Annotated in this window: 17 protein-coding genes; 3 read left to right on the top strand and 14 right to left on the bottom strand. The window is 61.7% G+C overall.

All coding sequences use genetic code 11. The features are described 5' to 3' along the window. Window positions 1-311: 311 nt before the first annotated feature. The 3 genes from FHT87_RS07375 to FHT87_RS07385 all read right to left on the bottom strand — a co-directional run bounded on the left by FHT87_RS07375 (window position 312) and on the right by FHT87_RS07385 (window position 3842). Window positions 312-1289 (bottom strand): threonine/serine dehydratase, encoded by a 978-nt coding sequence (locus FHT87_RS07375; RefSeq protein ID WP_183726776.1) that lies wholly within the window; start codon window positions 1287-1289, stop codon window positions 312-314. Next, window positions 1289-2281 (bottom strand): ornithine cyclodeaminase family protein, encoded by a 993-nt coding sequence (locus FHT87_RS07380; RefSeq protein ID WP_183800633.1) that lies wholly within the window; start codon window positions 2279-2281, stop codon window positions 1289-1291. The genes FHT87_RS07375 and FHT87_RS07380 overlap by 1 nt, the downstream gene beginning before the upstream one ends. 235 nt (window positions 2282-2516) lie before the next feature. Beyond that, window positions 2517-3842 (bottom strand): FAD-binding oxidoreductase, encoded by a 1326-nt coding sequence (locus FHT87_RS07385; protein WP_183800636.1) that lies wholly within the window; start codon window positions 3840-3842, stop codon window positions 2517-2519. 232 nt (window positions 3843-4074) lie between these two features. Between FHT87_RS07385 and FHT87_RS07390 the strand changes: the two genes are divergently transcribed. Beyond that, window positions 4075-4551, top strand: a complete 477-nt coding sequence (locus FHT87_RS07390) for an Lrp/AsnC family transcriptional regulator (protein WP_183726782.1) — start codon at window positions 4075-4077, stop codon at window positions 4549-4551. 37 nt (window positions 4552-4588) lie between these two features. Here FHT87_RS07390 and FHT87_RS07395 read toward each other — a convergent pair whose 3' ends face one another. The 7 genes from FHT87_RS07395 to FHT87_RS07425 form a co-directional block, all read right to left on the bottom strand. After that, on the bottom strand, window positions 4589-6244 hold the full coding sequence (locus FHT87_RS07395) for an ABC transporter ATP-binding protein (RefSeq protein WP_183800639.1): 1656 nt from the start codon (window positions 6242-6244) through the stop codon (window positions 4589-4591). Next, window positions 6244-7098, bottom strand: coding sequence for an ABC transporter permease (locus tag FHT87_RS07400; protein ID WP_183800642.1), 855 nt, complete (start codon window positions 7096-7098; stop codon window positions 6244-6246). The genes FHT87_RS07395 and FHT87_RS07400 overlap by 1 nt, the downstream gene beginning before the upstream one ends. Continuing rightward, window positions 7095-8045, bottom strand: a complete 951-nt coding sequence (locus FHT87_RS07405; RefSeq protein ID WP_183726788.1) for an ABC transporter permease — start codon at window positions 8043-8045, stop codon at window positions 7095-7097. Before FHT87_RS07405 ends, FHT87_RS07400 begins: the two co-directional genes overlap by 4 nt. 87 nt (window positions 8046-8132) lie before the next feature. Next, window positions 8133-9743 carry an ABC transporter substrate-binding protein gene (locus tag FHT87_RS07410; protein ID WP_183726790.1) on the bottom strand — a complete coding sequence of 537 codons (1611 nt, stop codon included), beginning with the start codon at window positions 9741-9743 and terminating at the stop codon, window positions 8133-8135. 75 nt (window positions 9744-9818) lie between these two features. Further along, the gene (locus tag FHT87_RS07415; protein ID WP_183726792.1) at window positions 9819-10532 is read right to left on the bottom strand and encodes an HAD-IA family hydrolase; all 714 of its coding nucleotides are present in this window, start codon (window positions 10530-10532) and stop codon (window positions 9819-9821) included. 240 nt (window positions 10533-10772) lie between these two features. Next, window positions 10773-12149, bottom strand: coding sequence for an aspartate aminotransferase family protein (locus FHT87_RS07420; RefSeq protein ID WP_183726794.1), 1377 nt, complete (start codon window positions 12147-12149; stop codon window positions 10773-10775). Window positions 12150-12163: 14 nt separating this feature from the next. Then, complete coding sequence (locus tag FHT87_RS07425; protein WP_183726796.1) at window positions 12164-13000, bottom strand: GNAT family N-acetyltransferase; 837 nt, start codon at window positions 12998-13000, stop codon at window positions 12164-12166. A 317-nt stretch (window positions 13001-13317) separates the two neighbouring features. Between FHT87_RS07425 and FHT87_RS07430 the strand changes: the two genes are divergently transcribed. Both FHT87_RS07430 and FHT87_RS07435 read left to right on the top strand, forming a co-directional pair. After that, a complete protein-coding gene (locus FHT87_RS07430; RefSeq protein ID WP_183726798.1) occupies window positions 13318-13986 on the top strand; it encodes a haloacid dehalogenase type II in 669 nt (222 codons plus the stop codon). A 12-nt stretch (window positions 13987-13998) separates the two neighbouring features. Then, the gene (locus FHT87_RS07435) at window positions 13999-15273 is read left to right on the top strand and encodes an FAD-binding oxidoreductase (RefSeq protein ID WP_183726800.1); all 1275 of its coding nucleotides are present in this window, start codon (window positions 13999-14001) and stop codon (window positions 15271-15273) included. 81 nt (window positions 15274-15354) lie between these two features. Here the strand turns inward: FHT87_RS07435 and FHT87_RS07440 are convergent, their stop codons facing one another. The 4 genes from FHT87_RS07440 to FHT87_RS07455 all read right to left on the bottom strand — a co-directional run bounded on the left by FHT87_RS07440 (window position 15355) and on the right by FHT87_RS07455 (window position 19868). Beyond that, window positions 15355-16812 carry an NAD-dependent succinate-semialdehyde dehydrogenase gene (locus FHT87_RS07440; RefSeq protein WP_183800645.1) on the bottom strand — a complete coding sequence of 486 codons (1458 nt, stop codon included), beginning with the start codon at window positions 16810-16812 and terminating at the stop codon, window positions 15355-15357. A 22-nt stretch (window positions 16813-16834) separates the two neighbouring features. Beyond that, entirely contained in the window at window positions 16835-17875 is a 1041-nt protein-coding gene (locus FHT87_RS07445; protein ID WP_183800648.1) for a tartrate dehydrogenase, read from the bottom strand. A 13-nt stretch (window positions 17876-17888) separates the two neighbouring features. After that, on the bottom strand, window positions 17889-19352 hold the full coding sequence (locus FHT87_RS07450) for an aldehyde dehydrogenase family protein (protein WP_183800651.1): 1464 nt from the start codon (window positions 19350-19352) through the stop codon (window positions 17889-17891). A 159-nt stretch (window positions 19353-19511) separates the two neighbouring features. Beyond that, entirely contained in the window at window positions 19512-19868 is a 357-nt protein-coding gene (locus FHT87_RS07455) for a cupin domain-containing protein (RefSeq protein ID WP_183800654.1), read from the bottom strand. Window positions 19869-19889 lie beyond the last annotated feature (21 nt).

Below are 19889 nucleotides of genomic sequence, written 5' to 3' on the forward strand. Positions count from 1 at the left end.
TTTTTGGAGACCATCGTTAGATCAGAATGAGGCGGTACAGGTGTAAATTGTGCTTGCCTGGGGATCTTTGGCTTTGGGCGTCAGTCAACAGACAGGGTTGAGCGGCAATAATTTCCGCTTCTGGACCCCAAGCGAGCCTTCGCTGGCTGGTCAGCATCAGCAGAGATGGTGGGTGGAGCAGCCCGTCGCCAAGCTGATCGCCGAATGACGTGTTCGCGCCGCATTCCGAACCGGCAGACTCCTGCTTGGCAATGAGAATCGCAGACGTTCAACCGCGATCGGGGTTGTGAACTGACCGAAGCTGGAACTTGTTACCCTGCTACATTGTAAATCTCGGCAAGGTCGCGTAGATCCCAGTTCCCGCCAGACAACACTGCACACACTTTTTCGTCGCGCTTGACGTCTATGCTGCCCGCCAACAGTGCTCCGACGCCAATCGAGGCGGCTGGTTCAGCGATCAGTTTCGCATCCTTGGCAAGAGCACGCATCCCGGCGATGATGTGCTCGTCTTCAACGAGAACGATCTCGTCCACATATTTTTCGATAATTGGATACGGGTTTTGACCCGGAACGCTTATCCTCAAACCATCCGCAATGGTGTTCTTCAAGGGGAGCGATGTGCGCTCCTTGTTTATCCGGCTGTGAAAATATTTCGGAGTCAGAGCAGGCTCTGCCCCGATGACGCGAACCGATGGTTTCGTTTCTTTTATCGCGGTGGCGATCCCCGAGATCAGGCCTCCGCCGCCCACGGGAACAATGACCGTATCTACGTCGTCCAGGTCCTCGAGTATTTCACACCCGATCGTTCCCTGACCGGCCATCACGATGGGGTCCTCAAAAGCGTGAACAGTTGCGTATTTGTTTTCTTCAGCGATTTCATACACCCTTTTCCATCTGGCGGCGGTGTCGCCATCGAAAAGAATGACTTCTGCCCCGAGGGCTTTTGTGTTCTCGATCTTGATTTTGGGCGTGGTCACCGGAACGACCAATATCGCTTTTACGCCCAGCATCCTGGCGGCATAAGCAAGCCCTTGGGCATGATTGCCCGACGACGTCGCAATAATGCCGTTTGCGATCTCTTCTCTCGAGAGCGAGAGAGCCTTGTTCAGGGCGCCGCGGATTTTGAAAGCGCCAGTAATCTGCAACGTTTCGGGTTTGAGATATAGCTGACAACCAGCGGCTTTCTCAATTTTGTCCGCGCGCAAGAGCGGCGTGTGTCTGACGTGCGGTTTCAGTCGTTCCTGAGCTTCACGGATGTCCTGAATCGTGGGGTAATTGCGCATGGTCATCACTCAAAAAACTGAAAGAACGTGCCGACGTTATTGGCTATGGCGTTCTGATGGACTTTGCTGGCTGTCGTATTGTCGTGTATGGCCATCCCAGTGGAATCGAAGATCGTGATTTCCTCATCACTTTCTCGTCCTGGCTTCTTTCCCAACAATACCTCGCCGATCTCGCCATAAATGTCGTCTTTGGCGATGATGTTTTTATTCAACGGGTGCCAGGTCTCGCCCTTTTCTGTGCATTGCGCGATTGAGTCCACGACTACCTTCGCGTTCCTGAAGAGCTCCGGATCCAGCTCCTGTTTGCCGCGTTGGTCGGTGCCGATTGCAACGATGTGCGTGCCGGGTTTCACCCAATCTGCTTCCACAAGCGACCCCTTCCCGCGAGTCGTCGTAATCAGGATATCGGCCTGCTCAACGGCTTCTTTTTTTGAGTTTGCCATGATTACGGGAATGCCAAATTCGCTTTCGATATCCGTCTTGTATTTGAAAAGCGTGTCCGCGCGACTGTCCCATGCGTGGATCACTTCGATCTTCATGATCTCGTTGATCGCCCGGATTTGCATTCGTGCCTGATTTCCTGTCCCGATCGATGCGATCGTCCTGGCGTTCTTCCTCGCCAGAGCTTTGACGGAGACGGCTCCGGACGCCCCCGTTCTGAGACCAAGGATCAAGCTTCCATCCATAACGCAAATCAACGCACCGCTCCTGGCATCAAACAGGAAAATGGTCGCCATGCCATTGGGCACGCCGTGTGCTGTCGGGTTATCAATGAACCCTCCGGAAGAGGCTTTCATGGAGATCACTTCATTGGCTTTGCAATAACCAAGCTTGAAGTCAATTTCCCCACGAGGCGGTGGGAGATCTATTCCGATATAGTCGGGTTGCTCCACCTGATCACTGTTAAAGGCTTTGTAAGCCTCTTCCACCGCGCCGATGACTTCCGTCATGCCGATTAGCCGTTTTACTTCATCCTTCTTAAGCAGCAGCGTTTTCATGCATGACCTCTCGATTTTTGGCTTCATGGGATGCTCCGGCACGGCACACCCTGAACCACAATCACCATAGTGGGAGATCGGCGAGACTAGTGATCGCATTCGCTGCGACCTGAAGCAGATTGTTTTGTATCGCATGTGGGCTTTGGCAGAGAGTTGCGGCAGGCGTCTGTCCGAGCTCGGGCGAAAAAATTGGAGGAGGTGCTTGCTCAGATTGGTCCGCATGCGGGGACCTCATCTAAAAGTCAGCGACTTTACCCCAGGCAGATTTTCGGAAGCGATCCGGATGGTAGGGGCGGGGATCGACGATCGGCTCGTTACCGGTCACGATGTCTGCGATCAAGTGGCCGGCGCCCGGACCGATTCCGAAGCCGTGCCCGCTGAAGCCGGCGGCGAGGATGAAACCCGGTACGGCGGCGATTTCGCCGATTCCCGGGACCCCGTCCGGCGTGCTGTCGATATAGCCCGCCCATGCGGCGGCGATGCTGGTGTTCTGCAGGGGAGGCAGGAGGTCGAGCGCGCGCAAATGGGTGAGGCGAACGGTGGCTTTATCGACCGCGGGATCAAGGATGCGCATGCGCTCCATCGGCGTGGGGGCGTCCAGTCGCCAGCGGGCCAAGGTCTCATGGCCGGAGCGGAAGCCCTCAAGCCCGCCTGGGGCTAGGCTGCGCCAGCGTTTGACGAACATCGGCAGAAATTGCGGCGAGAACCTGAGTTGTTGCGGCGTCGGGTCGACGCGGCCGCGGCCGCTGATGGCGAGTGTATAGCCGCCGTCGGCGCGGCGCGTCACCGAAACGGCGGCCGTATGCAGCGCATCCGGAAGGCCGATGGCGCCCGGCGAGACGGCAAGGATCGACGAGCGGATAGCGGCCTGCGGAAAGCGGATGCCGAGCTGGCGGCAGAAGGAGGAGGCCCAGGCACCGCCGGCAAGGATCGCCGTCGTCGTGCGGATCGTCCCATGCTCGGTGACGACACTGGAAAGGCGACCGCCTTCTGTCTCTATGCCGCGGGCGGCGCAAGACTGGTGCATGGTGCCGCCAAGCTTGAGGATCGCACGCGCGACCGCGGGTGCTGCACTCGCCGGATCTGCGGTGCCATCAGTCGGCGAAAAGACGCCTCCCTTCCATGGCTTTCCGGTTGCGCGGCCGCGCTCGGTCGCCTGGGCGCTGTCGAGCATATGGGTGGTGACGCCGACGGTCCGGGCGAAATCGCGCCAGCGTGCCCAGCCGGCCAGTTCCTCTTCGCTATTGCTGAGGTAGAGCAGCCCGCAGCGGCGGAAACCGGTGTCCTCGCCGCTCTCGGCGGCGAAACGGTCCCAAAGATCGAGGCTCTTTGTCGCAATCGGCAATTCGCGGGCGTCCCGGTTCTGCTGGCGGCACCAACCCCAATTGCGACTCGACTGTTCGGCGCCGATCCGTCCCTTCTCAACGAGGGCGACTTTCATTCCGCGGCGGGCAAGGTAATAGGCCGCAAACACGCCGACAATGCCGCCGCCGATCACCACGGCATCGGCGGCCGCGGGAAGTGCAAGGGATGACTCAACGTATTGCAGGGGTGCTGGCATGAGGCGGTCTCCGGTTACTGATAATCTAGCGGGCTTTGCGGATACGGCGCTGCTGGAGTTCGACCGGCCTGCAGCAGAACATGCCGTCATGCCGGAAATGCGCAGACAGTTGTGCTTCGCGGGCACGCTCAAAACCAAATAGACAGACAAGGGCAATGTGTTACGGTTAATCAAGGGAAGGCGGCAGCATAATCTGCCGCCTTCTGACGGCCGCAACCCGAAAAGGTGCTTCGTGAAACTCGATCGAATCGACGTCAAGATCCTCCACGAATTGCAGAAGAACGGTCGCATCACCAATGTGGAATTGGCCGATCTCGTGGCGCTCTCTCCGAGCCCGTGCCTGATGCGCGTGAAAAAGCTGCAGGCAGAGGGCTATATCGAAGGCTACTCGGCTCAGATCAATGTCGGCAAGCTTGGCCAGACCTTGACGGTCTTTACCGAGATCACCCTGAAAAACCACCGGCAGATCGATTTCGCCCGCTTCCTGGCAGCGATCGACAAGGTCGAGCAGGTCATCGAATGCCATCTCGTTTCTGGCGGCTACGATTACCTCGTCAAATTCGTGACGTCAGGGATCGGCGAATACCAGACGATCATGGAGCGGCTCACGGATATGGATGTCGGGATCGACAAATATTTCAGCTTCGTCGTGCTGAAGTCGCCGATCGTCAGGGCGCATATGCCGCTGACGAGCCTGTTTCCGCTGTAGAAACAGGCTGCAGCGCGGCCTTCAGAGGGCCTGTCTGCTAACTCCTGCTATAGGCGCGCACCAGTTCCGGATCCTGTGTCAGCCCATCGAGCCAGGCGGGATCGAGCTTCGGCACCGAGGAGAAGAGCAGCTGGGAGTAGGGGTGCTTTGCCGCCTTGATCTTCTCGGGCGTGATTTCCTCGACCTTCTTGCCGCCATACATCACGACGATTTCGTCGCAGATCGCCTCGACGACGGAGAGGTCGTGGCTGATGAAGATGTAGGAAAGGCCGAGTTCCCGCTGCAACTCCTTGAGGAGATCGATCACCGCGGCTGCGACCACGGTATCGAGCGCCGAGGTGATCTCGTCGCACAGGATGAGCTTCGGATCGGCGGCAAGTGCGCGGGCGAAATTCACGCGCTGCTTCTGCCCGCCGGAAAGCTCTCCCGGCCGGCGATGGCGCAGGCTGCGCGGCAGGCGGACCATGTCCATCAATTCGTCGATGCGGGCGCTGCGCGCCTTGGCCGGCATGCCGTGGTAGAAGACGAGCGGCCGGTCGAGGATATCCTCGACCGATTTTGCCGGATTGAGCGCCGTATCGGCATATTGGAACACGATCTGCATCTCGCGCAGCTGGTCGCGCGAGCGCTCGCGGGCGCTGTGGCCGAGCTCCTTGCCGTCGAAGACGATCTTGCCGAAGGCGGCCGGCAGGATACCGGCGATGGTGCGGGCAAGAGTCGACTTGCCGCAGCCGGATTCACCGATAATGCCGAGGTTGCGCCCCTTCTCAACCGTCAAGCTGACATTTTGGACGGCGCGCACCAGAGGGAGGCCATCGGCCTGGCGCTGGCCGTAACCGGCAACGACGTCCTGGATGGCCAGCAGCGGTGCCGGCAGGGCCTCTATATCGGCCTCCGCATTGCGCGCCTTCGGCTCGAAGGCGGCCAAGAGCTCGCGCGTATAGGGATGTTTTGCCGCGGTCAGGATTTCTTTCGTCGTCCCCGTCTCCTGGACCTCGCCGCCCTTCAGAACGACGATCCGGTCAGCGATCTGGGCGACGACCGCTAGATCATGCGAGACGTAGACGCCTGATATGCCGCCCGTCTTCATCGCCGACTTGAAGGCGCGCAGCACTTCGATCTGGGTCGTCACGTCGAGCGCCGTCGTCGGCTCGTCGAAGATCATCAGCTTCGGATTACCGATCAGCGCCATCGCCGCCGACAGCCGCTGCAGCTGGCCGCCGGAGACCTGATGGGGGTAGCGGCTGCCGATGATCTCGGGCTCGGGCAGCGAAAGCGCCCGGAAAAGCTCGACCGCACGGCTTCTTGCCTCCTCGGCGGACATCAGCCCGTGGATGCGGGTGACTTCGATCACCTGATCCATGATCGATATGGCGGGATTGAAGGCGGCGGCGGCCGATTGCGGTACATAGGCCACTTCGGTGCCACGCAGCCTGGCGCGCTGCTTTTCGCCGAGCTTGACCATGTCCTTGCCGGCAAGGGAGACGCTGCCGCCCGAAATGCGACAGCCCGGCCGCGAATGTCCCATCAGGGTGAGCGCGATCGTCGTCTTGCCCGAGCCGCTTTCGCCAATCAGCGCAACGATCTCGCCTTCTGATATGTCGAGGCTGACGCCCCGGATGATTTCGACGCGCCGGCCGGAATCGGTGGTGGCTTCGACCCTGAGGTCGCGGATTTCGACGAGATTGGTCATCACTCGCTCCGATCGCGGATTTTCTGCGGCAGGTTGTCGATCAACAGGTTCACGCTGATCGTGAGGCTGGCGATCGCAAGCGATGGGAACATGACGGCGGGAGCCCCGAAAGGCAGGCCGCCGATGTTTTCACGCACGAGCGCGCCCCAGTCCGCATAGGGTGGCTGTACGCCGAGCCCGAGGAAGGAAAGGCCAGAGAGCAGGAGAACGATGAAGACGAAGCGGAGTCCGAGATCGGCAAGCACGGGACCGGCGATATTCGGCAGGATTTCCGAGCGGATCAGATAAAGGGTGCTTTCGCCGCGGATGCGGGCGACGGTGATGAAGTCCATGGAATTGACGTTGACGGCGAGCGCCCGCGCGAAACGGTAGGAGCCGGGAATATAAATCACCGAAAGCGTCAGGATCAGCACCGGGATCGACGACCCGACGGCTGCGACCACGACCAGGCCGAAGAGCTTGCTCGGGATGGAATTCAAGGCATCGAGAAAGCGGGAGAGCAGCGTATCGAGCCAGCCTCCGGCAACGGCCGCGATCATGCCGAGCACGACGCCGCTGAAGCAGGCGATCGTCACGGCCGCAAGCGAGATGCCGACCGTATAACGCGCGCCCATCAGGATGCGCGAGAAGACATCGCGGCCGAGATAGTCCGATCCCATCCAGAACTGCTGGGATATCGGACCGAAATAATCGTAATCGACGATTTCGCCCACGGGGTAGGGGACGAGCAAATGCGCGAAGATCGCGATAAAGGCCCAGAAGAGGATGACGGCAAGGCCCACGAAGCCGACCAGGTTGAAGCGGTAGCCGAGCCGGCGCGTCACGGCGGGCCGCTGTTCGATATGGGATGTCATCGCAGCCTCGGATTGGAAAGAATGGCAACAATATCGGCGAGCGTGATGAGGATGAGGTAGCCGACGCAGAAGATCATAGCGCAGGTCTGAATGAGCGGCAGGTCGCGCGTGGCCACTGCATCCACCATCAGTTTGGCAATGCCGGGATAGTTGAAGATGGTTTCGACGATGATGACCCCGCCCAGCAGATAGGATAGCGAAAGCGCGATCGCGTTGACGATCGGACCAAGGGCGTTCGGCAATGCATGCTTCAGAACAATGCGAGTGCGGGAGGCGCCTTTCAGCAACGCCATTTCGGCATAGGGCGTGTTCAGGGTTTCAACCACGGCAGCCCGCGTCATGCGGATCATCTGTGCCGACACGCCGAAAGTCAGTGTGATCACCGGCATCGCATAGACCCGCAGCATATCGGCGAAGGTTTTCGCTTCATTCGTAAGGGAAATTGCCGGGAGCCACTGCAGATAGACCGCAAAGAACAGGACCGCCGATGTTGCTATCATGAATTCGGGCACGGAGATCACGCCAATCGTAAGCACCGTGACCGCCCGGTCATAGAGCGAGCCACGCATCATGGCGGCCGTGATGCCGAGCGTCAGCGCGATCGGAACCGCGAACAAGGCGGTTACGCCGGCGAGTTTCATAGAGTTCACGAAACGCCCTCCGATCAAGTCGGCGATCGGCATGTCGTTGGCGTAAGAGGTGCCGAGGTCGCCGGACAGCAGCCCTGTCATCCAGTAGACGAAACGCAGGAAGGCCGGCTCGTCGAGATGCATGGCCTTGCGTAGCCCCTCAACCGCCTCCGGGGTCGCGGCCTGCCCGAGCAGGATCGACGCCGTGTCACCGGGAAGCATCGTCGTTGCGAAGAACACCGCGAAGGAGACGATCAGAAGCGTGACAGCGGAGATGAACAGTCGACTGGCAATAAGGGATAGGACCGGATTCTTCATATGCAGGCCTCCCGTCGGCCGTTGGCTGACAGTATATCACGAAAACAGGCGGACGACCGGGGGCTTATCGCCCCCGGCATGTGCCGATCAGCCTTCCAACCAGATATATTCCGGGAAGGAGTAGCCCATCATGCCGCCGAGCGGGTTGGTCTCGAGTCCCTTGACCTTGGAGGACACCGCATCGACGTTGGAGAGGTAAGCCGGAATGATGGTGCCGGCTTCTTCCGACACCATGACTTGCATCTCGTTGTAGATCTCGCGGCGCTTGGCCTGGTCGAGCGAGCCGCGCGCTTCGAGCAGCATCCGGTCGAATTTTTCCGACTTGTATTGGCTCTCGTTCCATGGCGCATCGGATGCATAGAGGAGCGAGAACAGGATGTCAGGTGTCGGCCGCGGATTGATATTGCCGAAATGGATCGGCGCCTTGAGCCAGTAGTTGTCCCAATATCCGTCGGACGGTACGCGCTGCACGTCGAACTTCATGCCGATTTCCGCGCCGGCTGCCTGGACGATCATGGCCATGTCGATTGCCGAATTCGCTGCATCGGACGCGATCACCGGGATCGACTGACCGAGAAGGCCGGCTTTCTCGAAGAGGAACTTTGCCTTTTCGGGATCGAACGCTTTCGGTTTCAGGTCTGCATTGTAATAGAAGTTCGACGGTGAGATCGGCTGATCGTTTCCGATCTCGGCGAGCCCGCGCAAGGCCGATTTTTGAATCTGCTCGCGATTGATCAGATACTTCATACCTTCCACGAAGCCCTTCTTGTCGCCGGGCGCTGTGTCCAGGCGGATATTCAGGTTCGTGTAATTGCCGGCGGTCGTCTTATTAAGGAAGAATCCTTCCTTGCCATCCACGAGGCGCACAGAGCGTGGATTAATGGCGGCAGCGAGATGGATGTCGCCCGAGAGCAATGCATTGACGCGGGCGTTGTCCTCGGCGATCGCGAAGAATTCGAACGAGTCAACGTTCGGATGGTTAGGCTTCCAATAATTCTTGTTCTTCAGGCCGACCGAGCGAACGCCGGGCTCGAAGACCTCGCGGACGAAAGCGCCGGTACCGTTGCCCTTGGAGAAGTCGGTCGTGCCGTCGGCGACGATCATGAAATGGTGCATGCCGAGGATCATCGGCAGGTCGGCATTCGCGTTTTCCAGCGTGATCTCGACCGTCAATTTGTCGACGGCCTTGAAACCGGTCATCTGCTTGGCGATCTTGGCGACCTTTGAGCCGACCGCCGGGTCGAGATGACGCTTCATTGAGAAGACGACGTCGTCGGCCGTAAGCGGCTTGCCGTCATGGAAGGTGACGCCGCTGCGCAGCTTGATCGTCCAGACCTTTGCGTCCTTGCTTTCGACCGACTCGGCGAGCTCCATTCGCGGCGTGCCATCGGACTGGATATAGGTGAGGCGATTGTAGAATGCGCAGCAGCGCACATAGTCGGTCGAAAGCGAAGCTTTCGCCGGGTCGAGCGTGTCGGCCGTCGAGGACGACCAGCCGGCCGCCTTGAGGGCGCCGCCGGCAACGGGCGTGGCCGCGACCGCCTGCGAGGCGCGGCCGAGGATGAGGCCGCCCGCAGACATGGCGACGCCGCCGGCCAGCATCAGTTGAAGAAGTTCGCGACGGGTCGCGCCGCGGCGGATGGCGTTTTCGATCATTGCGTCGTCCGACGCGGTCCAGTTGTTGATTTTATCGCTCATGTCATTCCCCTTTTGTCGTCCGGTTGGGGGCTGCCCGTCTTTGCGAGCTTGGCCCGAGGTTGCATTGCTTTGAGATCAATTTCGCGCAGCGGCCACCGCTTCGGCGAGGCCGGCCATCGAGGTGAAGTGATAGTCGGGCTCGGTGAATTCGGCCGGCTCGATGGTGCCGCCATATCCCTTCTGCGCATGGCGGCGCTCGATCCAGCAATTGGTCATGCCGAGCGCGCGCGAGATGCCGATGTCATGATATTGGCTCTGCGCCACGTGCAGAATATCACTTTTGGACGCGCCTTCGCCGGCCACGAAATCGAAGACGCTCTCGAAGAAAGCCGGATCCGGCTTTTCCGTTCCGGTATCGTCGGCCGTGAAAACGGCATGGAACGGGTTGCCGAGCTCGGCGGAGAAATGGTCGAAGGCCCAGCTCCGGGCATTGGTCATGGCGATCAGCCGGTAGTCGCGGGCAAGCCGCGCCATGGCCGCCGCGCTGTCGGGAAATGCCTTCCATGTCCTGGCGGAATCGCGCAGCCGCTCGCCATAGACCTTCTCGACGGGCAGGCCGAGATCGGGCGCGATGACGAGATAAACGCGCACGAGATCGTCGGGGAAGAGGATAGCATCCTCGTTGTAGCGGGCGGCGCGATAAAGCGTCAGCGCCTGCTCGCTGTCGATAGTCACACCCGCCTCGGCGGCGATCTCCTGGAGGCAGGACTTCAGGCCGCTCTCGAAATCGATCAAGGTCCCGACGACGTCGAAACTCATATATTTGAATTCAGGCAGAGACTTCGTCATGTCGTGTCCCCAGTGTCGGGCGCAGGCCGCTTCAGCCACGGCCGCTTCGCAAAAATCTATCTCGTTCCCAAGCCCGGTTTTCCCGGGTTTCTTATGATGAGCCCCCTATTTTAAAGGGGCGCTTGGCTTCTGCTCATCTGGAGTTTGGCACCTTCTCCGCACGGATTGCGCCGAATAGGCGCCGTGATGCGGCACAAAATTCTGAATATCGGCATCCCGCAGTATTTCCTCGGCCGAGGTTCAATCCCTCAGCGCCCGCCTGACGTCGGGGTCCTCCAATGTCTGGTCGAGCGTCTTGGCGGTCCGTTCCAGGATCGCGTCGATATCGGCATCGGTGCAGCAGAGCGGCGGGGCATAGCCGATAACGCCGTTGGCGAAGGCGCGGATCACCAGGCCGTTCTCCCAGGCGCGGTCGAAAATGCGCCGCGCGGGCTGCGCTTCGGCGGGAAGCGGCGTGCGGGCCGTCTTGTCGGTCACGAGTTCGATTGCCGCCAGCATGCCGCGTCCGCGCACATCGCCGACCAGAGGATGGTCCCTCAACGCCTCGAGCCCCGCCATCAGCCGGGCGCCGGCCTTGACACCGTTCTCCAGCAGGCCGTTCTCGTAGAGCTTCAGCACCTCGAGGGCGACGGCGGCGCTGACCGGATGGGCGGAATAAGTATAGCCGTGACCGATCGCCGAAGCGCCAGCGCCCTCGGCGATCACCTGATAGACATGGTCGGCCATGAAGACGGCACCCATCGGCACATAGCCCGATGTCAGCCCCTTGGCTGTCGTCATGAAATCGGGAACGACCTCCTCCTGCGAGCAGGCAAAGAGCGGCCCGGTGCGGCCGAAGCCGGTGATCACCTCATCAGCGACAAAGAGAATATCGAGCTCGCGGCAGAGGTCGTGCATAGCCTTGAACCAGCCGTTCGGCGGAACGATGACGCCGCCGGAGCCCTGGATCGGCTCGGCATAGAATGCGGCGACGCGATCCGCGCCGATCGCCTCGACCTTGGCCCGCAAAGCGGCAAGCGATGCCGCGATGATCGCCTGCGGATCGTCGCCGGCCGGATTGCGGTAAGGATAGGGCGACGGAATTTTATGCTGCCAGTCGAAAGGAATGCCGAAGCCGGCATGGAAGACGGGCAGCGCGGTCAGGCCCGCACCGACCGTCGAGGAGCCGTGATAGCCCTGCTCGATCGAGATGAACTGGTCGCGCTGCGGCTTTCCGCGCGCGCTCCAATAGTAGCGGATGAAGCGGACCGTGCTGTCGACGGCGTCGGAGCCGCCGAGCGTGAAATAGATGTGGCTCAGATCTCCGGGCGCCCGCTCGGCAAGCTCGGCGGCAAGGCGGATGGCCGGTTCCGAACCCAAGCCGAAATAGGCCGTCGCATAAGGCAGTTCGCGCATCTGGCGCGTCGCCGCCGCGACGATCGACTCGTGACCATAGCCGGCATTGACGCACCAGAGGCCGGCAAAGCCGTCGATCAGTTGGCGGCCGTAAGCATCGGTGACCGTCGCGCCCTTGGCGGAGGCGAGAACCCGCACGCCCTGCGCTTCATGGCCGCGATAAGAGGCAACCGGATGAACGAGATGAGCGCGGTCGAGCTCGATGAGGGAATTTCTGTACATGAACGTCTCCTGCCTCAGCCGAGGGCCTGATTGACGAGTGCGAAAGTGGCGGCGACCGGATAGGCGGCGCGCGGGGTTAGCGGCTTTGCCATGGCGATGCCGCCGCCGACATGGGCTAGGCCTTGCGCGGCGAGCCAGGGGGCAAGCCCCGTATCGGAAGTCGTGTCGATACGCAAAAACCGTCCGGGGCGGCGGGCGATGAAATGCGCGGCGAGAGCCTTGGCGTCATCGAGGCCGCCGGCAACGACGGGACCGATGACTTCGCCGCGGCCGAAAGCGCGCAGCACGGCAAAGCCGCAGATGCGACCGCCGCGGCGCATTACCGCGACGTCGCCGATTTTGGCGAGATAGGCGATCAATCGCCTGCGATCGGCGCCGAAGGCGCAACGGTCGAGTTCGATGATTGCATCGATGTCGGCGCCGGTCGCGGCTTCCGTTCCCGGCAAAGCAGCGACCTCTCCCGCAACGCCCTGATGCTGCAGGATCGTGCCCGTCTGCGCAAAGCCGAGTTTCTCATAAAGCGGCAAACCCTCTTTCGTCGCGACCAAGCGGAGAGGCCGGCTGCCGGCGGTCTCCAATGCGGCATCCATCAGCCTGCGGCCGACGCCGCGTCCACGCATCGCCGCGTCGACGATCACCATGTTGATGGTGGCGCAGTCGGCCTCGTACATGGTCGTCAGCGCTGTTCCGACGACGCGGCCCGCTTCGATCGCAACCACACCTTCGCTGAGGGCAAGCGCCATCTGCCAGTCTTCCAGCCGGTGCGGCCAGCCCGCCTGCCGGGAGAGGGAGACCGCCGCTTCCAGGTGTTCGGGGCCGAAGGCCGCAAGGTCGATCTGACTTGTCTGCATTGGGATGTCCTTCATCTCTTGCCGGCAAGTGTGGTGCAGTATCGACCGGCAGATTGTCTGAAGGCCACGATCCCGGCAGTATCTTATAGCGTTGGTCGGACGCTCCGCCGCATCTTATGCTGGCAGGCGCGCACGCTTCGCAAATCCCTCGGCCGAAATGAGCAGCCGCGGCGGCGGCCATGCGCAACGTTCTGCCAAAGCCGGCTCAGGATACGAAACATTCTGCTTTGCCGGTCCGGATTTCAGTCGACCGGACGCCCGCACTGCGGCCTATGATGAGGGCAGACGAAACAACTGGAAACGCTCAGGATACCGTCATGGCTCACTTCCGTCCGAAATACATTACCTTCGATTGCTACGGCACGCTGACCAACTTTCAAATGGCGGAAGCGGCCCGCGATCTCTATGGCGAACAGCTCGACGAGGCGCGCATGGTGGAGTTCATCAAGAACTTCGCAGCCTATCGCCTCGACGAAATCCTCGGCGACTGGAAGCCCTATAAAGAAGTGGTGCACAATTCTCTCGAACGGGCCTGCAAGCGCAACGGCATAATATTCCGCGAGGAAGCCGCGCGCATGGTCTATGAGCGCGTGCCGACCTGGGGGCCGCATGCCGACGTCCCGGCCGGTCTTTCGAAGGTTGCCAAGGAAATTCCGCTGGTAATCCTGTCCAACGCAATGAACGTGCAGATCATGTCGAACGTAGAGAAACTCGGAGCGCCGTTCCATGCGGTCTATACCGCAGAGCAGGCCAATGCCTACAAGCCGCGCTTCCAGGCCTTCGAATACATGTTCGACATGCTGGGCTGCGGCCCCGAAGACATCCTCCATTGCTCCTCGTCCTTCCGCTACGACCTGATGTCGGCCCATGATCTCGGGATCAAGAACAAGGTCTGGGTCAATCGTGGCCACGAGCCTGCCAACCCCTATTACGGCTATCTCGAGATTCCCGATATTTCGGGTCTGCCCGGCGTCGTCGGGCTCTGAGGACGCGAGGCGATGAAGCTTCAATCCTACTGGCACGATACCGCTCCGGCTTTCGCCAATGCGGCGCAAGGGCCTGTCGAAGGTCACTATGATGTCGCGGTCATTGGCGCCGGCTTTACGGGGCTCGCGGCGGCGCGCCAGCTCGCCAAGGCGGGTGCGCGCGTCATCGTGCTGGAGGCTGAGAGGGTCGGCTGGGGAGCATCCGGGCGCAATGGCGGCCATCTCAACAACGGCCTTGCCCACAGCTTCATCGGCGCCAAGGCCGAACTCGGCAAGGAGCGCGCCATCGCGCTCTACCAGGCACTCGACGCCTCGATCGACACGATCGAGGCGATCGTCGCCGAGGAGGAGATCGACTGCAATTTCCGCCGCGCCGGGAAACTCAAGCTCGCCTCCAAGCCACAGCATTTCGATGCGATCGCCCGCAATTTCGAGGCTGTTCACGCCGAAGTGGATCCCGAGACGGCCCTGCTGTCGGCAAGCGACCTGAAAAACGAGGTCGGCGCGGCCTTTCATGGCGCGATGCTGTCGAAGAAAAGCGCCATGATGCATATGGGGCGCTATGTCGTCGGGCTGGCGGAAGCGGCCGGACGCCATGGCGCGATCATCGTTGAAAACGCTGCTGTCACCGACCATCGCCGGGCGGATGGCAGACATGTGCTGAAGACCGCCAAGGGCGTCGTGACGGCGGATCAGGTGCTGATCGCAACGGGCGCCTATACGACGCCCAACTTCGGCTATTTCCGCCGCCGCATCATCCCGGTCGGCAGCTTCATCATCGCAACCCGGCCGCTGACGCAAGCGGAGATCGCGGCGACCATGCCCGGCAACCGCACCTGCGTGAACTCGATGAATATCGGCAATTACTGGCGGCTGGCACCCGACAACCGGCTGATCTTCGGGGGCAGGGCACGCTTCTCCGCCGCCTCGGATCAGCGCTCCGATGCCAAAAGCGGCGCGATCCTGCGCGAGAGCCTCAGCCGCATCTTTCCGCAGCTTGCCGATGTCGAGATCGATTATTGCTGGGGCGGGCTGGTCGACATGACCAAGGACCGCTACCCCCGCGCCGGATATCAGGACGGAGCCTGGTTTGCGATGGGCTATTCCGGCCATGGGGCGCAGCTCTCAACCCATCTCGGCATGACGATCGCCGACGCGATCCTCGGCCGCCCGGACCATAACCCATTAAAGGGTCTGGAATGGCCGGCGGTGCCCGGTCATTTCGGCAAGCCGTGGTTCCTGCCGCTGGTGGGACTCTATTACAAGATGCTCGACAAGGTTCAGTAAGCCGGCTGTTTCTTTTTCCTCCCAGGCAGATAGAGGGGTTGTGTTGGCAACCCCTCTATCTGTTTTATCGGCAGGAACCGGTCAGGCGAGGCCGCCGATGTGGAAGGATTTCATTTCGAGATATTCCTCGATGCCGGCCTGCGCGCCTTCGCGGCCGAGCCCCGACTGCTTGACGCCGCCGAAGGGGGCGACCTCGGTCGAGATGGCGCCGGTGTTGAGGCCCACCATGCCGAATTCGAGCGCTTCGCCGACCCGCCAGGCGCGCTTGAGGCTTTCCGTATAGAAATAGGCGGCAAGGCCGTAGGGCGTGCCGTTGGCTATGGCGAGCGCCTCTTCCTCGGTCTCGAAGCGAAAGAGCGGCGCGACGGGACCGAAGGTCTCCTCGCTGGCAAGCTGCATCTCGGTGGTCGCGCCGGTCAGGACCATGGGGGCTGTATATTGCCGGCCGGCCGGCAGCTCCGCTCTTCTGGTGACGATCGTCGCGCCTTTGGCCAGCGCATCATCGATGTGGCGGTTGATCTTGGCGATCGCCGCCTCGTTGATCATAGGCCCGATCGCCACGCCTGTTTCCGTTCCCGGACCGACCTTCATCCTGTCGACACGGGCCGCGAGCTTCTCGGCAAAGGCGTCATAGACGCCGGCCTGGACGAGAATGCGGTTGGCGCAGACGCAGGTCTGGCCGCCATTGCGGAATTTCGAGGCGATCGTGCCCTCGACAGCGGCATCGAGATCTGCATCGTCGAAGACAATGAACGGCGCGTTGCCGCCGAGTTCCAGGGAAAGCCGCTTCACGCTGTCGGCGGCACCCCGCATCAACAGCGAGCCGACGCGGGTCGAGCCGGTGAAGGAGATCTTGCGGACCGCCTCGTTGGCCATGATCTCGTTGCCGATCCCGGTCGGCATGCCGGTGACGATGTTGATCACGCCGGCCGGAATGCCGGCTTTTTCAGCAAGCCAGCCGATGGCGAGCGCCGAAAACGGCGTGAATTCCGAGGGCTTGATGACGACGGTGCAGCCGGCGGCGAGTGCGGGCGCCACCTTGCGGGTGATCATAGCATTCGGAAAGTTCCAGGGCGTGATGATGCCGCAGACGCCGACCGGCTCCTTCAGCACCACAATACGGCGGTCCGCCGCCGGCGAGGGGATCGTGTGGCCGCCGATTCGGCGGGCTTCCTCGGCAAACCATTTGACGAAGGAGGCGCCATAGCGGATCTCGCCGCGCGCCTCGTCGAGCGGCTTGCCCTGTTCCGTAGTCAGGATCAGCGCCAGATCCTCGATATGGTCGATCATCAGCGCGTGCCAGGCCTCCAGCAGCGCGGCGCGCTCGGCATGGGTCTTTTTCTTCCATGGACCATAGGCCGCCTCGGCGGCTTCGATCGCGGCGCGCGTTTCGGCGGCTCCCATGTCGGGCACCGTGCCGATGACCGTTTGCGTGGCCGGATCGGTGACCTCGACGCTATTGCCGGATGCGGCGGCAATCCATTTTCCGCCGATGAGCGCCTGTTGCCGGAAGAGGCCGGTTTCCTTCAAGTTCTGCATCTGTCTATCCCCGATGAAGATGTTACAACTGAGCGAGAATGGAGGCCGTGATCGCCTCGGTTCTGTCCTTGCCCTGGATCGTGCGGATGCCGCAGGCGGTGGTCCATTCGATCGCCTTGATGATGGCGCCGGCGGCGGCTCTCTCGCCGAGGTGATCGAGCATCATGGCGCCGGACCAGATGGCGGCGATCGGATTGGCGATGCCGAGATGGGCGATGTCGGGCGCCGATCCATGTACGGGTTCGAACATCGACGGCGCGCTACGATCGGGATTGATATTGGCGGAGGCGGCAAAGCCGAGCCCGCCCTGGATGGCGGCGCCGAGGTCGGTCAGGATATCGCCGAAGAGATTGGAGGCGACGACCACATCGAGGCTTTCCGGCGCCATCACCATGCGCGCCGCCATGGCATCGATGTGATAGCTCGTGACCTCGACATCGGCGTATTCATCGGCGAGCTTACGGGTGATCTCGTCCCAGAAGACCATCGAAAATTTCTGGGCGTTCGACTTCGTCACCGAGGCGAGCTTGCCGCGGCGGGCGCGCGCCTGTTCGAATGCGAAGCGCAGGATGCGTTCGACGCCCGTCCGGGTGAAGATCGATGTCTCGACGGCGACCTCGTCCGCCGTGCCCTGATGGACGCGGCCGCCGGCGCCGGAATATTCGCCCTCGGTGTTTTCGCGGATGCAGAGGATATCGAAGCCTGCCGATCTCAGCGGACCCTGCACGCCGGGCAGCAGCCGATGCGGGCGGATATTGGCATATTGCACGAAGCTCTTGCGGATCGGCAGCAAAAGGCCATGCAGCGATACCGAATCCGGCACCTCCGCCGGCCAGCCGACTGCGCCGAGCAGAATGGCGTCGAAGCCGCGCAGCGTCTCGATGCCATCGGCCGGCATCATCGCGCCGGTTTCTTTGTAGAAGGCGCAGGACCAGGGGAATTCCTCACCGTCAAGCATGAAGCCCGTCTTGTCGGCTGCCTTCTGCAGCACCAACCAGGCGGCTGCAGTGACATCGCGTCCGATGCCGTCGCCGGGAATAAGAGCGATCCGATAGTTTGTCATGGCGATATCCTCCTCAAAGGCTGATCAAGACGCTCTTGCTCTTGCGGTTGGCGTGATAGGCCTCGCGGCCGAGATCCTTGCCGATGCCCGACTGCTTGTAGCCGCCGGTCGGCAGGATATGATCGCGCGAGCGGTTGTATCGGTTGACCCAGACCGTTCCGGTCTGCAGACGGCGGGTGAGCCGGATTGCCCGGGAAAGGTCCCGGGTGAAGAGCCCGGCGGCAAGGCCGTAGGTCGGATGGTCGGCAAGTGCGAGCGCCTCCTCCTCGTCCCGGAAGGTCTGGAGCGTCAGCACGGGACCGAAAATCTCTTCGGTGATGGCGGGTGAGTTCCGGTCGATCCCGGCGATCAGGGTCGGCCTGTAGAAATAGCCGGGACCCTCCATCGGCATGCCGCCGGCCAGGCATTCGCCGCCGGCTTCGACCGCCGCCGAGACGATCGAATGGATGCGATCCTGCTGCCTTTCGGAAATGATCGGCGAATATTGCGCCGCGCCATCCCAGGTCGGGGCGGCAGCCACGATCTTCATGCGGGCGACGATCGCCTCGACGAGCGGGGCGGCCGCAGTTTCCTCGACGATGAGGCGGGAGCCGGCCACGCAGGCCTGGCCGGCATTGCTCATGATGCCGGCGGCAATCGCAGCCGCCGTCTTGCCGAGATCCGCATCGGCGAAAACGAGCTGCGGGCTCTTGCCGCCAAGCTCCAGCGTCATCGGCTTGATGCCGGTGCGGGCGATGTTTTCCATGATCGCCGAACCCGCGCGCGTCGAGCCGGTGAAGCTGACCTTGCTGATGTCAGGATGTCCAGTAATCGCCGTGCCGGTGACGGGGCCGTCACCCAGTACGACATTGATCAGGCCGGCAGGCAGGCCGGCGCGAAGCGCGAGTTCGGCAAGGCGGATGGTCGAAAAGGGCGTGATCTCGGACGGCTTCAGAACCACGGCATTGCCGGCGGCGAGCGCCGGGCCGAGCTTCCAAGCCGCCATCGATACCGGAAAATTCCACGGTGTGATCGCGCCGACCACGCCATAGGGCTCGGTCATGATCATGCCGAGATTGCCGTCGTCGGTCGGCACCAGATCGCTGCCTTCCTTGTCGGCAAACTCGGCGAAGAAGCGGATCTGTTCGGCTGATACCGCGATGTCGCCTTCCACCAGATGGCCGACGGGACGGGTCGATGACAGCGCCTCCAGCCTTGCGAGCTCGGGCGCTTCCTGCTCGATCAGATCGGCCCATCGATGCAACACCTTCAGGCGCTCACGCGGGCGAATGCCGCCCCAGTTGCTGTCCTTCAGCGCGGCCTTTGCGGATTGAACGGCATGGTCGACCAGGTCCTCGCCGGCGACAGGGCAATCGGCATAGGCCTTGCCGTCGGACGGGCGGCGCATGGGAATGACGCCCTCGGCCGGTATGAGGCGATCTCCAATGAGATGGCCGATGGGAAGGGAAATTCTGTCGGGATCGAAACTTAGGGTCATGGCAATACCTCGGATCACTGAAACGAGGCTAGCCGAACGGCCGAAGTAGCTTGATCCGATGATGGCGGGGAGGGCAGCGGAAAAACCCGTTCTGCCGCCGCCCGGCAGCTTATTGTTTTGCGTCCCGATGCATGGCGACATCGGAACGCGGAAGCCCTCTCACGCCATGACGGTGACGTAGATCTTGCGGACCGTCTCGATGGTCTTCCAAACGCCGACGAAACCGGGCTTCATGACGAAGCTGTCCCCCGCCTCGTAGACCACGGGATCGCCGCCTTCGGGCGTCAGTTCGACGACGCCAGACAGGATGTGGCAGAATTCGAAGGTCTCGCCCTTGATCGAGCGCGTGACGCCGGGCGTGGCTTCCCAGACACCGGTATGGATCATCTCGCCGCGGGCAATATCCTGCGCCCAGGTCTTGAACTGAGGGTCGCCGGAGATCAGCCGCTCGGGCAGCGGCACGTTCTCCCGCGGCGCAAAGGAAGGGTTGGGATCGATGGTCTTGAGAAGTGGCATGGAGTTTTCCTTTCGAGGTTG

It is taken from the genome of Rhizobium sp. BK316 (assembly GCF_014193695.1).
Lineage (GTDB): Bacteria > Pseudomonadota > Alphaproteobacteria > Rhizobiales > Rhizobiaceae > Rhizobium.

Bases quoted from the DNA above. Each gene is read 5' to 3' on its own strand.
- FHT87_RS07375 (WP_183726776.1), bottom strand. From the start codon at position 1,289: ATGACCATGCGCAATTACCCCACGATTCAGGACATCCGTGAAGCTCAG.
- FHT87_RS07410 (WP_183726790.1), bottom strand. From the start codon at position 9,743: ATGAGCGATAAAATCAACAACTGGACCGCGTCGGACGACGCAATGATC.
- FHT87_RS07430 (WP_183726798.1), top strand. From the start codon at position 13,318: ATGGCTCACTTCCGTCCGAAATACATTACCTTCGATTGCTACGGCACG.
- FHT87_RS07400 (WP_183800642.1), bottom strand. From the start codon at position 7,098: ATGACATCCCATATCGAACAGCGGCCCGCCGTGACGCGCCGGCTCGGC.
- FHT87_RS07425 (WP_183726796.1), bottom strand. From the start codon at position 13,000: ATGCAGACAAGTCAGATCGACCTTGCGGCCTTCGGCCCCGAACACCTG.
- FHT87_RS07420 (WP_183726794.1), bottom strand. From the start codon at position 12,149: ATGTACAGAAATTCCCTCATCGAGCTCGACCGCGCTCATCTCGTTCAT.
- FHT87_RS07385 (WP_183800636.1), bottom strand. From the start codon at position 3,842: ATGCCAGCACCCCTGCAATACGTTGAGTCATCCCTTGCACTTCCCGCG.
- FHT87_RS07450 (WP_183800651.1), bottom strand. From the start codon at position 19,352: ATGACCCTAAGTTTCGATCCCGACAGAATTTCCCTTCCCATCGGCCAT.
- FHT87_RS07405 (WP_183726788.1), bottom strand. From the start codon at position 8,045: ATGAAGAATCCGGTCCTATCCCTTATTGCCAGTCGACTGTTCATCTCC.
- FHT87_RS07435 (WP_183726800.1), top strand. From the start codon at position 13,999: ATGAAGCTTCAATCCTACTGGCACGATACCGCTCCGGCTTTCGCCAAT.
- FHT87_RS07455 (WP_183800654.1), bottom strand. From the start codon at position 19,868: ATGCCACTTCTCAAGACCATCGATCCCAACCCTTCCTTTGCGCCGCGG.
- FHT87_RS07445 (WP_183800648.1), bottom strand. From the start codon at position 17,875: ATGACAAACTATCGGATCGCTCTTATTCCCGGCGACGGCATCGGACGC.
- FHT87_RS07415 (WP_183726792.1), bottom strand. From the start codon at position 10,532: ATGACGAAGTCTCTGCCTGAATTCAAATATATGAGTTTCGACGTCGTC.
- FHT87_RS07380 (WP_183800633.1), bottom strand. From the start codon at position 2,281: ATGAAAACGCTGCTGCTTAAGAAGGATGAAGTAAAACGGCTAATCGGC.
- FHT87_RS07440 (WP_183800645.1), bottom strand. From the start codon at position 16,812: ATGCAGAACTTGAAGGAAACCGGCCTCTTCCGGCAACAGGCGCTCATC.
- FHT87_RS07395 (WP_183800639.1), bottom strand. From the start codon at position 6,244: ATGACCAATCTCGTCGAAATCCGCGACCTCAGGGTCGAAGCCACCACC.